This window comes from Streptomyces sp. NPDC021212 (assembly GCF_044332925.1).
Taxonomy (GTDB): Bacteria; Actinomycetota; Actinomycetes; order Streptomycetales; family Streptomycetaceae; genus Streptomyces.
The window spans coordinates 1-12,742 of sequence record NZ_JBIRPZ010000018.1; the positions used below are offsets into that span (position 1 = coordinate 1).

10 protein-coding genes and 1 pseudogene are annotated in these 12,742 nt (G+C 72.5%); 10 read left to right on the plus strand and 1 reads right to left on the minus strand.

From position 1 onward, the window contains the following. The 4 genes and pseudogenes from ACH4SI_RS35805 to ACH4SI_RS35820 form a co-directional block, all read left to right on the plus strand. Nucleotides 1-246, plus strand: a pseudogene (locus tag ACH4SI_RS35805) (hypothetical protein); the annotation flags it as partial. A gap of 330 nt (nucleotides 247-576) precedes the next feature. Next, on the plus strand, nucleotides 577-1,749 hold the full coding sequence (gene sucC / locus ACH4SI_RS35810; RefSeq protein WP_398303320.1) for an ADP-forming succinate--CoA ligase subunit beta: 1,173 nt from the start codon (nucleotides 577-579) through the stop codon (nucleotides 1,747-1,749). Nucleotides 1,750-1,770: 21 nt separating this feature from the next. Further along, nucleotides 1,771-2,655, plus strand: coding sequence for a succinate--CoA ligase subunit alpha (gene sucD, locus ACH4SI_RS35815; RefSeq protein ID WP_398303322.1), 885 nt, complete (start codon nucleotides 1,771-1,773; stop codon nucleotides 2,653-2,655). A gap of 180 nt (nucleotides 2,656-2,835) precedes the next feature. Beyond that, nucleotides 2,836-4,650, plus strand: coding sequence for a DUF6350 family protein (locus ACH4SI_RS35820; protein WP_398303324.1), 1,815 nt, complete (start codon nucleotides 2,836-2,838; stop codon nucleotides 4,648-4,650). 84 nt (nucleotides 4,651-4,734) lie between these two features. On the opposite strand, the gene ACH4SI_RS35825 is transcribed toward ACH4SI_RS35820, so the two are convergent. Continuing rightward, a complete protein-coding gene (locus tag ACH4SI_RS35825) occupies nucleotides 4,735-5,625 on the minus strand; it encodes a hypothetical protein (RefSeq protein ID WP_398303326.1) in 891 nt (296 codons plus the stop codon). Nucleotides 5,626-5,979: 354 nt separating this feature from the next. Between ACH4SI_RS35825 and purN the strand changes: the two genes are divergently transcribed. The 6 genes from purN to ACH4SI_RS35855 all read left to right on the plus strand — a co-directional run bounded on the left by purN (nucleotide 5,980) and on the right by ACH4SI_RS35855 (nucleotide 12,636). Further along, entirely contained in the window at nucleotides 5,980-6,627 is a 648-nt protein-coding gene (gene purN, locus ACH4SI_RS35830) for a phosphoribosylglycinamide formyltransferase (protein ID WP_398303328.1), read from the plus strand. Beyond that, nucleotides 6,624-8,186 carry a bifunctional phosphoribosylaminoimidazolecarboxamide formyltransferase/IMP cyclohydrolase gene (purH, locus tag ACH4SI_RS35835; RefSeq protein ID WP_398303330.1) on the plus strand — a complete coding sequence of 521 codons (1,563 nt, stop codon included), beginning with the start codon at nucleotides 6,624-6,626 and terminating at the stop codon, nucleotides 8,184-8,186. The genes purN and purH overlap by 4 nt, the downstream gene beginning before the upstream one ends. 152 nt (nucleotides 8,187-8,338) lie before the next feature. Beyond that, nucleotides 8,339-9,226 carry a bifunctional methylenetetrahydrofolate dehydrogenase/methenyltetrahydrofolate cyclohydrolase gene (locus ACH4SI_RS35840; RefSeq protein WP_398303332.1) on the plus strand — a complete coding sequence of 296 codons (888 nt, stop codon included), beginning with the start codon at nucleotides 8,339-8,341 and terminating at the stop codon, nucleotides 9,224-9,226. Continuing rightward, on the plus strand, nucleotides 9,216-9,749 hold the full coding sequence (locus ACH4SI_RS35845) for a DUF3017 domain-containing protein (protein WP_398303334.1): 534 nt from the start codon (nucleotides 9,216-9,218) through the stop codon (nucleotides 9,747-9,749). The genes ACH4SI_RS35840 and ACH4SI_RS35845 overlap by 11 nt, the downstream gene beginning before the upstream one ends. Nucleotides 9,750-10,172: 423 nt before the next feature. Further along, nucleotides 10,173-11,369, plus strand: coding sequence for a helix-turn-helix domain-containing protein (locus ACH4SI_RS35850; RefSeq protein ID WP_398303336.1), 1,197 nt, complete (start codon nucleotides 10,173-10,175; stop codon nucleotides 11,367-11,369). A 277-nt stretch (nucleotides 11,370-11,646) separates the two neighbouring features. Further along, on the plus strand, nucleotides 11,647-12,636 hold the full coding sequence (locus ACH4SI_RS35855; protein ID WP_398303338.1) for a malate dehydrogenase: 990 nt from the start codon (nucleotides 11,647-11,649) through the stop codon (nucleotides 12,634-12,636). The last annotated feature ends 106 nt before the right edge of the window (nucleotides 12,637-12,742 follow it).

Sequence of the window (12,742 nt, forward strand, 5' to 3'; positions counted from 1 at the left end):
CTGCCCACCGACCTGCCGCAGGTCCCGGCGCACCTGCCCACCGACCTGCCGCAGGTTCCGGCCCAGCTGCCGACCAACATCCCGAACGTTCCGGCTGACCTGCCGCAGGTCCCGGCGCACCTGCCCACCGTCCTGCCGCAGGTTCCGGCGCACCTGCCCACCGACCTGCCGCAGGTTCCGGCCCAGCTGCCCACCGACCTGCCCATCAACCTGCCGGGCGCCGCGGGCACCCTCCCGGCCGTCTGATGACCCGGGCCGTATGACCGCCGCGTACGGCGGCGCCGACGCCGTACGCGGCCGCTTGAACTGATCGCGGGCAGTCCTCTTTGGGGAGGGGACTGCCCGCTTTGGTTGCGAGATAGGTGTGTACGGTCGCGATCTGTGACCGTAATCACCGCTCCAGTGTGATCTGCGATTTAGGGGCACACGTCTCGTGGTTATAGCCTGCGAGACGGACATGCCGCGTACCCGGCGCACGTGTGCCGCCCTCGTTATAGATCGCGTCCTCACGCTGCCGCCCGCGGCACGCCCGCGCAGATAACGACCGCGATATCCATGGAAAAGGGACGGACGCGCGTGGACCTGTTCGAGTACCAGGCGAGGGACCTCTTCGCCAAGCACGGTGTACCGGTGCTGGCCGGTGAAGTCATCGACACGCCTGAGGCGGCGCGCGAGGTGGCCGAGCGACTGGGCGGCCGCGCGGTCGTCAAGGCGCAGGTGAAGGTCGGTGGCCGCGGCAAGGCCGGCGGCGTCAAGCTGGCCTCCGACCCGGCCGATGCCGTGGAGAAGGCGACCCAGATCCTGGGTATGGACATCAAGGGCCACACGGTCCACAAGGTGATGCTCGCCCAGACCGCGGACATCAAGGAGGAGTACTACGTCTCCTTCCTGCTGGACCGCACCAACCGCACCTTCCTCGCCATGGCCTCCGTCGAGGGCGGCGTGGAGATCGAGGTCGTCGCGGAGCAGAACCCCGAAGCGCTCGCCAAGATCCCGGTGGACGCCATTGAGGGCGTGACCGCCGAGAAGGCCGCCGAGATCGTCGCCGCCGCGAAGTTCCCGGCCGAGATCGCCGACCAGGTGGCGGACGTCCTCCAGCAGCTGTGGACCGTCTTCATCAAGGAAGACGCCCTCCTCGTCGAGGTCAACCCGCTGGTCAAGACCGGTGACGGCAAGATCATCGCGCTGGACGGCAAGGTGACGCTGGACGCCAACGCCGAGTTCCGTCAGCCGGAGCACGCGGCGCTCGAGGACAAGGCCGCGGCCAACCCCCTCGAGGCGGCCGCCAAGGCCAAGGGCCTCAACTACGTGAAGCTCGACGGCGAGGTCGGCATCATCGGCAACGGCGCGGGTCTGGTCATGTCGACCCTCGACGTCGTCGCGTACGCCGGTGAGAACCACGGCAACGTGAAGCCCGCCAACTTCCTCGACATCGGTGGCGGCGCCTCCGCCGAGGTGATGGCCAACGGTCTTGAGATCATCCTCGGCGACCCGGACGTCAAGTCCGTCTTCGTCAACGTCTTCGGCGGGATCACCGCGTGCGACGCCGTCGCCAACGGCATCGTGCAGGCCCTGGAGCTGCTGAAGTCCAAGGGCGAGGACGTCAGCAAGCCGCTCGTCGTGCGTCTCGACGGCAACAACGCGGAGCTGGGTCGCAAGATCCTCACCGACGCCAACCACCCGCTGGTTCAGCAGGTGGACACCATGGACGGCGCGGCCGAGCGTGCCGCCGAGCTGGCTGCGAAGTAAGGGACGAGGTCACCAGAAACCATGGCTATCTTCCTCACCAAGGAAAGCAAGGTCATCGTCCAGGGGATGACCGGGTCCGAGGGTCAGAAGCACACCCGTCGGATGCTCGCCTCGGGCACCAACATCGTCGGTGGCGTGAACCCGCGCAAGGCCGGCACCAGCGTTGACTTCGACGGCAACGAGGTTCCGGTCTTCGGCTCCGTCAAGGAGGCCATCGAGGCCACCGGCGCAGACGTCACGGTCATCTTCGTCCCGGAGAAGTTCACCAAGAGCGCGGTCATCGAGGCGATCGACGCCGAGATCCCGCTCGCCGTGGTGATCACCGAGGGCATTGCCGTTCACGACTCCGCCAACTTCTGGGCCTACGCCGGTCAGAAGGGCAACAAGACCCGCATCATCGGCCCGAACTGCCCGGGCCTGATCACGCCGGGTCAGTCGAACGCGGGCATCATCCCGGCCGACATCACCAAGCCCGGCCGCATCGGTCTGGTGTCGAAGTCCGGCACCCTGACGTACCAGATGATGTACGAGCTGCGGGACATCGGCTTCTCGTCCTGCGTCGGCATCGGCGGTGACCCGGTCATCGGCACCACCCACATCGACGCGCTGGCCGCCTTCGAGGCCGACCCCGACACCGACCTGATCGTGATGATCGGCGAGATCGGCGGCGACGCCGAGGAGCGGGCCGCGGACTTCATCAAGGCCAACGTCACCAAGCCGGTCGTCGGCTACGTGGCGGGCTTCACCGCGCCCGAGGGCAAGACCATGGGCCACGCCGGTGCGATCGTGTCCGGTTCCTCCGGCACCGCCCAGGCGAAGAAGGAGGCCCTGGAGGCCGCGGGCGTGAAGGTCGGCAAGACGCCGACCGAGACCGCGGGTCTGGCGCGCGCCGCGCTGGCCGGCTGACGCCTCCGTCACACGCGGGCGCGGGCTCGTACCGCCGAATGGGTGGTGCGGGCCCGCGCCTTTCGCGTTCCTGGGTGCCGTGGGCGTCCTTCCGCAAAAGGTACATAAGCCGATTACGTCCGACACGCGACCATTCTCTTGATGTACGGATGAAACGACTGTTATTGGCAGCATGGGTCCGTGACCCAAACGACCGATCGCAGTCCATCGGTGTCCTCACGCGGCAGCGCCGCGCTCCAGCGCCCCTCCGTCGCCAGGGAGGCGTTCCTCGGCGGCGTGGTGGCCGCGGGGCTCGGGCTGGGCACGCTCGCCGTCGTCGTCCTGCTGCTGTGGATCACCTCCTCGTCCCCCGACAGCAGCCCCGACGGGGCGCTGCACGTCGCCGCCGACCTGTGGCTCCTCGGGCACGGCGCCGACCTCGTACGGACCGAGACGCTGTCCGGGCATCCGGCACCCGTCGGGCTGACCCCGCTGCTCATCAGCGCGGTGCCCTGCTGGATGCTCTACCGCGCCGCGCAGCACGCGGTCTACCAGGGCCAGGCGGAGGAGGCGGAGGGGCAGTGGGTGCCCGAGGAGTCCGTCGTCGACCCCCGCATCGCCTTCGGCTGGGTGACGGGCGGCTATCTGCTCGTCGGCACGGCGGCCGTGCTGTACGCCACGGCCGGGCCGCTGCACGTCGACCCGCTCAGCGCGGCGCTTCATCTGCCGCTCGTCGCCGCGGCCGTCGCCGCACTCGGCGTATGGGTGGCGGACGGCCGGTTCCCGGTGCGGCTGCCCGCGCGGGCGAAGGCCGAGCTGGCCCGGATCCCCGGCGCCGCGCTGCTGGCGGCGGGCGCCGTCCGATGCGCGTCGTGGCTGCGCGGCAGCTGGTGCCGACGGCGCCGGCTGCTCGCCGCGTGCCGCGCCGGGGCCAGCGGGCTCCTGGTGCTGCTCGGCAGCGGCGCCTTGCTCACCGCGCTCTCGATGCTGAGCCACACCGGATCCGTGCAGCTGGCGTTCCTCCAGCTCAGCAACGTATGGCAGGGCCGCTTCGCGGTGCTGCTGGTCAGCCTGGCGCTGCTGCCGAACGCCATCGTGTGGGGCGCGGCGTACGCGATCGGCGCCGGATTCACGGCCGGGGGCGGCAGCGTGGTCGCCCCGCTCGGCGTCACCTCCTACCCCCAGCTGCCGCACTTCCCCCTGGTCGCGGCGCTGCCCGCGGAGGGCCCGCACTGGCCGTTGAACTGGCTGGCCGGGGCCCTGGCGGGGGCGTCGGTGGCCTGGCTGACGGCGGTGGCGGCGGCCCGGCGGCCCGGCCAGGGCGCGCCCCGCCCGGCCTGGGGCTGGGGCGAGACCGCGGTGCTGTCGGCGCTCGCGGCGATCGGCTGCTCGGCCGTGATGGCGCTGCTGGCCGCCGTATCGGGCGGGCCGCTGGGCGTGGGCATCCTCTCCGACCTCGGCCCCGACTGGTGGCGCACCGGCACGGCCACGCTCGCCTGGACCGGGTCGATCGCGGTGCCCGGCGCGCTGGTGGTGCGCTGGGTGCGGCTGTACGTCCCCTCGCGGGCGACCTGGGCGGAGTGGAAGGCGGCCCGCGCGGCGAAGGCCCGGGCCCGGGCGGAGGCGCGCGCGAAGGCGCGGGCGGCCCACGAGGAGGCGCTGGCCCGGGTGGCGCTGGAGCCGGAACCGGAGGCCGAGCCGATCGACCTGCGGAAGGTCATGGCCGAGCCCTGGTGGCAATGGATGAGGCCGAGCCCGCGGGAGGGCGGCAAGCGGAAGCGCGCCATGCGCAAGGGCGGCCTGCGGAAGGTCGGCCAGTGGAGGCGCGGACCGGAGCGCCCCCAGGACCCGGCGACCAGCCCGGGCTTCGGCTCCGGGGTCGGCACCGGCATGGGGGCGGGCACCATGGCCGACTTCATGGGCGGCATGGTGGGCGCGACAGGACCGATGGGCCCGATGGGCGCGGTGGACCCGCCGCCGCACCGGAAGCCCGACGCGCCGGAGGAGGCCCCGTAGACCGGGCCACCGCCGCATGACGCGGGGCGCCGCACCCGGATGGGGGCGGCGCCCCGCGGCGCGTCTGTGTCCCGGCGCTCGCGGCTATTCGCCGCCGGTGCTGAGGAGGGGCCGCAGCTCCTTGGGGAGCTGGGTCTCGCAGGCGTGCCGGGAGGTCTGGGTGAGGGCGTCGTTCACGCAGGCGTAGTAGTCCTTGTAAACGATCTGGAAGCTGAACGTCGCCGCCACGATGGCGAGCGCGAGCCCGCCCGTCACCAGACCGCTGATCGCCGCCGTCGACTGCGGCTTCGAGGAGCCGGAGCCGGGCGCGGGCAGCCGGGCCGGAGTGGCGCCGGGCGGCGGGGGCGGGGCGTTCAGCGGGGCGTTCGCCGAGCCGCCGCTCACCGCGGCGGACGAGGCCGTGGCGGTACGGCGCGGCTTGGCCCGGAGCGAGCTGATGCCCCAGTACAGGGCGAGCGCGCCGAGCAGCAGCGCGATCTGCGCCAGGCTGAACAGGGCGAAGAAGAACGCCCACATGCCCGCCAGCAGTGCGTACCGCGCGCGCCGCTGGGCCGGGTCGGTGGGGTCCCAGCCGCGCGGACCGGCCGGTCCGCCGCCCTGGCCGCCGGGCCCGGACGGGCGGGTGCCGCCGGGGCCGGTGCCGAAGCCGCCGCTCTGGCGGCCGGGCTGGCGGCTGCTCCACTGGCTGCCCCAGGCCGGGGGCTGCTGCGGCTGATCGTCCTGGGCGCCGGAGCCGTCGTCGCCGTTCCTGCCGCCGTCCCTGCTGCCGCCGCCGTCCTCCGGCTGGTGCCGGGGCTGCCAGGGCTGGTCGGGCCTGCCCTCGGGCGGCGGGGCGAACGGATTGTCCTCATGCCGGTCCTCGCCGTGGTGGTCCCCGGGCGAGGCGGAGGACGACGAGGGGGACGAGGAGGAGGACGACGGTGACTGCTGCTCGCGCAGCAGCGGCGTCGTACGCGACGGGCGGGCGCGCCTCATCGCCGCCCCCCGGTGCGGGCGGGGGTCGGAGTGAGGCGATGAGCCGCGCGGCGGCGTCGGTCCGGCATCTGGAATGTGTCTTCCCCTTGTGTCGTCGTCCTGCACATCCGGTCCGGGTACGGCTCCTGCCGTACGGCCCGGCGGGGCGGGCGCGACGGTCGTTCACCACGGCATCAGTTGGATTCGCAGTCCAGACGCTACCTCCCGTGCCCGCCCCCGTCCCCCGGGGGCCGCTTCGTGTGCCGGTATCGTTGCTGACGGTCGGCGGCTTCGTAGAGTTCCCCGGAATTCAACAGGCCATGACCTTGTACGACCACACAAACGGCAGCACCGCCCGCGAGAAAGATCCCCGCCGTGGCCTCCCCGCCCCTCCCCGCCCGTTCCGGGTCCCCTGCCCGCCTCGTCGTTCTCGTCTCCGGCTCCGGTACGAACCTGCAGGCGCTCCTCGACGCCATCGCCGACGAGGGCGCCGCGGCCTATGGCGCCCAGGTGGTGGCCGTCGGCGCCGACCGCCGTGACATCGCCGGCCTGGAGCGCGCCGAGCGCGCCGGTATCCCCACCTTCGTGTGCCGCGTGAAGGACTACGCGAACCGCGCCGAGTGGGACGCGGCACTGGCGGCGGAGACGGCCGCGTACGCGCCGGACCTGGTGGTCTCGGCGGGGTTCATGAAGATCCTGGGCAAGGAGTTCCTGGCCCGCTTCGGCGGCCGGTGTGTCAACACTCACCCGGCCCTGCTGCCCAGCTTTCCCGGCGCCCACGGGGTGCGCGACGCGCTCGCGTACGGCGTGCGGGCGACCGGGTGCACCGTCCACTTCGTCGACGACGGGGTCGACACCGGCCCGATCATCGCCCAGGGCGTGGTCGAGGTCCGGGACGAGGACGACGAGTCCGCTCTGCACGAGCGGATCAAGGAAGTCGAGCGTTCGCTGCTCGTCGAGGTCGTGGGGCGTCTGGCCCGTCACGGCTATCGCATTGAGGGACGAAAGGTAAGGATCCCGTGACCGCCGAAGGTACCAAGCGGCCCATCCGCCGCGCGCTGGTCAGCGTGTACGACAAGACGGGGCTCGAGGAGCTGGCCCAAGGGCTGCACGCGGCGGGTGTCCAGCTCGTCTCGACGGGCTCGACGGCCGCGAAGATCGCGGCGGCGGGCGTTCCGGTGACCAAGGTCGAGGAGCTGACCGGCTTCCCGGAGTGTCTGGACGGCCGCGTCAAGACCCTGCACCCGCGCGTCCACGCGGGCATCCTCGCCGACCAGCGGCTCGACGCGCACCGCGATCAGCTCGCCGAGCTGGGCGTCGAGCCGTTCGAGCTGGTCGTCGTCAACCTCTACCCGTTCCGCGAGACGGTCGCCTCGGGCGCCTCGCCCGACGAGTGCGTCGAGCAGATCGACATCGGCGGCCCTTCGATGGTCCGCGCCGCCGCCAAGAACCACCCGTCCGTTGCGGTCGTCGTCAACCCGGCCGCCTACGGTGACGTCCTCAAGGCCGCCGCCGACGGCGGCTTCGACCTGGAGCGGCGCAAGCGCCTCGCGGCCGAGGCGTTCCAGCACACGGCGGCGTACGACGTGGCCGTGGCCAACTGGTTCGTTGAAGGCTACGCGGCCGACGAGGGCGACTGGCCGGACTTCACCGGCGCGACCTTCACCCGGAAGCAGGTCCTGCGCTACGGCGAGAACCCGCACCAGCCCGCCGCGCTCTACAGCGACGGCAGCGGCACGGGCCTCGCGCACGCGGAGCAGCTGCACGGCAAGGAGATGTCGTACAACAACTACGTCGACACCGAGGCCGCCCGGCGCGCCGCCCACGACCACGCCGACCCGTGCGTCGCGATCATCAAGCACGCCAACCCCTGCGGGATCGCGACCGGCGCGGACGTCGCCGAGGCGCACCGCAAGGCGCACGCGTGCGACTCGCTGTCGGCCTTCGGCGGCGTGATCGCCGTCAACCGTCCCGTGACGGTCGCCATGGCGGAGCAGGTCGCCGAGATCTTCACCGAGGTCATCGTCGCCCCCGCGTACGAGGACGGCGCGGTCGAGGTGCTGGCCCGTAAGAAGAACATCCGCGTGCTGCGCTGCGCCGACGCCCCCGCGGCGGTCACCGAGCAGCGCCCCATCGAGGGCGGCACGCTCGTCCAGGCCAAGGACCGGTTCCAGGCCGAGGGCGACGACCCGGCCCACTGGACCCTGGCGTCCGGCGAGGCGCTGGGCGCCGACGGCCTCGCCGAGCTGGCCTTCGCCTGGCGCGCCTGCCGGGCGGTCAAGTCCAACGCGATCCTGCTCGCCAAGGACAACGCCACGGTCGGCGTCGGCATGGGCCAGGTCAACCGCGTCGACTCGGCGAAGCTGGCCGTGGCCCGGGCGGGCGAGGAGCGGGCGGCCGGTTCGTACGCCGCCTCCGACGCCTTCTTCCCGTTCCCGGACGGCTTCGAGGTGCTGGCCGAGGCGGGCGTCAAGGCCGTGGTGCAGCCGGGCGGCTCGGTCCGCGACGAGCAGGTGGTCGAGGCGGCCCGGAAGGCGGGCGTGACCATGTACTTCACCGGTACGCGGCACTTCTTCCACTGAGCCGTCCCGCTGAGCCGTCCCGCGCGACGTACGCAACCGCCAGGCCGCATCCCTGAGTCATCAGGGGTGCGGCCTCCGCCGCCCACCCCCACTCACGCCCTCCGACGGGACCTGGGTGGAATCGATGTCCCCGCATCCGGGAGGATGAAGCCATGACCGCCCAGATTCTCGATGGCAAGGCAACCGCCGCCGCGATCAAGTCCGATCTCGTCAGCCGCGTGGAGGCGCTGAAGGCCAAGGGCGTCCATCCCGGCCTCGGAACCCTGCTCGTCGGCGACGACCCGGGCAGCAAGTGGTACGTCGCGGGCAAGCACCGCGACTGCGCCCAGGTGGGCATCGCGTCCATCCGCCGCGACCTGCCCGACACCGCCACCCAGGAGGAGATCGAGGCGGCGGTCCGCGAGCTGAACGAGGACCCGTCCTGCACGGGCTACATCGTCCAGCTGCCGCTGCCCAAGGGCATCGACACCAACCGGGTGCTGGAGCTGATCGACCCGGCCAAGGACGCCGACGGGCTGCACCCGATGAGCCTCGGCAAGCTGGTGCTGAACGAGACCGCGCCGCTGCCGTGCACTCCGCAGGGCATCATCCAGCTGCTGCGCCACCACGGCGTGGAGATCAACGGCGCGCACGTGGTGGTCGTCGGCCGCGGCATCACGGTCGGCCGGTCGATCGGGCTGCTGCTCACCCGCCGCTCCGAGAACGCGACGGTCACCCTGTGCCACACCGGCACCCGCGACCTGTCCGCGCAGCTCCGCCAGGCCGACATCATCGTGGCGGCCGCCGGGGTGCGGCACCTGGTCAAGGCCGAGGACGTCAAGCCGGGCGCCGCGGTGCTCGACGTGGGCGTCAGCCGGGACGAGGAGGGCAAGATCGCCGGCGATGTGCACCCCGACGTGACCGAGGTCGCGGCCTGGATCTCCCCGAACCCGGGCGGTGTCGGCCCGATGACGCGCGCTCAGCTGCTGGTCAACGTCGTGGAGGCGGCCGAGCGTGACGCGAAGGCGGCCGCCGACGGCGGTGCCGGTCATGACGGCTGAGGCGAGCGAGGAGCCCGCGGCCGGGCAGGCGGCGGCCGACGAGCCCGCGGCCGGTCAGGCCCCGGGCGCCGGTCAGGCATCGACGGGCAAACCGACGGTCGCGGAGACGGTCGCGGACCTGCCAGGGCTGCTGCTCCGCAAGTCCCGACGCTTCCCGCTGATCACCCGGGACACCGCGCGTCCGCAGGGCGGCGGCCGGGCCGCGCCCGGCAGCGCCCCGGCGACCGCCCGGCAGTGGCCATTCCTGGCGGTGGTGGGCGGCGTCGCGCTGGGGCTGCTGATCGTCTCGCTGGACGGGTTCCGGCTGGGCACGGCGCTGATCGGGCTGTCCCTGCTGGCGGGCGCGGCGCTGCGGTGGGCGCTGCCGGAGGTGGGGATGCTGGCCGTACGGTCGCGCTTCACCGACCTGCTGACGTACGGCGGGCTCGGCGCGGTGATCCTGCTGCTGTCGCTGATGGTTCAGCCGGACCCCTTGATCAAGCTCCCGTTCCTTCAGGACGTGGTGCACTTCACGGTCCGCTAGTCCGCGCCTCCGCGCGGCCCGTCGAACAAAACGGCGGCCCGTCCTCACCCCCTGCGGGAGGACGGGCCGCCGTTGGCTTGTTCGCGTCCCTCACGGTCCGGGCGGCGGTCCGCCCTCTCCCCCGAAGAAGGACGGACCGCCTGATGAACAGGGTTGTGTGTCGGCTGTTCGGGATCAATGGACGTCGAACGCCTGTGGCTCGGAAGTGACAGTTCCGCAACGAGGTATCGGCCGCGCAACGACGAGCGGACGCCGGAGGAGTGCGCTCCCGGGCCCGAAATGCTCCGATGCGCCCCCGCTGGAGGAACTGACATCCTGGGGCAAGGCATCTCTTTGGGTAGTCAGACCGACGCCCGGGAGGCCGCCACGGGGACCAGACCAAGGGGAACCACCAGGTACGTACGGGGGGACAGGGGGAGGCACATGCCTCGTTGGAGGGACCTGCCCGAGGAACTCGACCCGCAGGTGCGGGAGTTCACCGGGCAGTTACGCGGACTCGTCGACCGCAGCGGGATGAGCGTCGTGGCCATCGCCGACCGCACGGGCTACAGCAAGAGCTCATGGGAGCGCTACCTCGGCGGCAGACTCCTGCCGCCGCAGGGCGCGGTGGAGGCGCTGGCCGAGGCGACGGGCGCGGACGCGGGTCACCTCGGCACCCTGTGGGAGCTGGCGGAACGGGCTTGGAGCCGCGCCGAGATGCGGCACGACCACACGATGGAGGCGATCCGGGTCGACCGGGCGCGGGCCGCGCTGGAGGAGTTCGCGCCGCCGCCGGTGGAGAAGAAGAGCGGACGCAAATCGGCGAAGTCCCGCCCGAGCGCCTCCCCCAGCATCTCCCCGAGCGAGTCCCCGAGGGACGCGGCGGGCGGCCCGAGCGCCCCGAACGCCCAGAGCGTCCGGGGAGTTGACGTACCCGAACCCGCACACCCGCTGGTGGAGTCCGTTCCGGCGGCAGCGTCGCCCGCGTGGCCCACGCTGTCCGTACCGGACGCGACACCCGCGCCACCCCCGTCGGACGCGCCGCCGGTACCGCCCGCCGCCGACGAGCCGGGCCCGCCGCGTCCCGCCGGGCGGCCCCGGCGCCGTATCGCGCTGTTCGCCGGGGGCGTCGTCGGCACGCTGCTGATCGTGGCCGGCGCCGTACTCGTGACCGGCCAGGGCGACGACGGCGGGAAGGGGGACCGGAAACCGGCCAAGTCCCCTGCCACCACCGCCTCCCGGCTCCCGGCCGGGGTGAAGTGCTCCGGGAACGGCTGCGCGGGGAAGGACCCGGAGGCCATGGGGTGCGGCGGCAAGCACGCCAGTACGACCGCGAACGCGATGGTCGGGACGGCGTACATCGAGGTCCGCTACAGCAAGGTGTGCGGTGCCGCATGGGCCCGCATCGCCCGGGCGGCCCCCGGCGATCTGGTACAGGTCAGCGCCCCCGCCAAGGGCGGCGGGCCGGGCCGTACCGAGCGCGGCACGGTCGACGCGGACGGCGACGCGTACACCGGGATGGTCACGGCGGACGCCACCGCGCGGGCCACCGCGTGCGCGACCCTCACCGGCGGACAGCGCGGCTGCACGCCGCGGGAGGGCACCCCGCAGGGCGCCTCCCAGGGCACCCCTCAGGGGTGACCGGCCGACGCGCCGGGCCCGCCGCGGGATCCGTCCGGGGGAATTTTCGCGCCCGTGGGAATGACCCCGGGGAATCGGGGCAAGCGCACGCGAGCCCCCCACGGGTGCGGCACCGGGCGGCCGTCTGTACTCCCCCCTCCTGGCAGACGGCCGCCGGGGCGTGCCCGGTGAGAAGCGACACAGAGGCCCGGGGACGCGGGCGCTGCGCCGTCGGATAGCCTGACGCCGGTATCTCGACACCAAGAGATCTCGGACAAACACAGCGCAGGAGACCGCCATGACCCGCACTCCCGTCAATGTCACCGTCACCGGCGCGGCAGGCCAGATCGGCTACGCGCTGCTCTTCCGCATCGCCTCCGGTCAGCTGCTCGGCGCGGACGTGCCGGTCAAACTGCGACTCCTGGAGATCCCCCAGGGTCTGAAGGCCGCCGAGGGCACCGCGATGGAGCTGGACGACTGCGCCTTCCCGCTGCTGCGCGGCATCGACATCTCCGACGACCCGAACGTCGGCTTCGACGGCGCCAACGTCGCGCTGCTGGTCGGCGCCCGCCCGCGCACCAAGGGCATGGAGCGCGGCGACCTGCTGGAGGCCAACGGCGGCATCTTCAAGCCGCAGGGCAAGGCCATCAACGACCACGCCGCGGACGACATCAAGGTCCTGGTCGTGGGCAACCCGGCCAACACCAACGCGCTGATCGCCCAGGCCGCCGCCCCGGACGTACCGGGCGACCGCTTCACCGCGATGACGCGCCTGGACCACAACCGCGCGCTGTCGCAGCTGGCCCAGAAGACCGGGGTGCCGGTCGGTGAGATCAAGAAGCTCACGATCTGGGGCAACCACTCGGCCACCCAGTACCCGGACGTCTTCCACGCCGAGGTCGCGGGCAAGAACGCGGCCGAGGTCGTCAACGACGAGCAGTGGCTGGCCGACACCTTCATCCCGACCGTCGCCAAGCGCGGCGCCGCGATCATCGAGGCCCGGGGCGCGTCCTCGGCCGCCTCCGCCGCCAACGCCGCCGTCGACCACGTCCACACCTGGGTCAACGGCACCGCGGCGGGCGACTGGACCTCCATGGGTATCCCGTCGGACGGCTCGTACGGCGTCCCGGAGGGCCTGATCTCGTCGTTCCCGGTCACCACCAAGGACGGCAAGTACGAGATCGTCCAGGGCCTGGAGATCAACGACTTCTCCCGCACCCGCATCGACGCTTCGGTGAAGGAGCTGGAGGAGGAGCGCGAGGCCGTGCGCGGTCTCGGCCTCATCTGACGCACCACTTCGTCTGGCGCGCCAACCGCGTCCGACGCACCCCCGCGTGCGGACTTCCGACGGGTCACCCTCCGTTATTCACTCCGGAGGGTGACCCTTCGGCTAT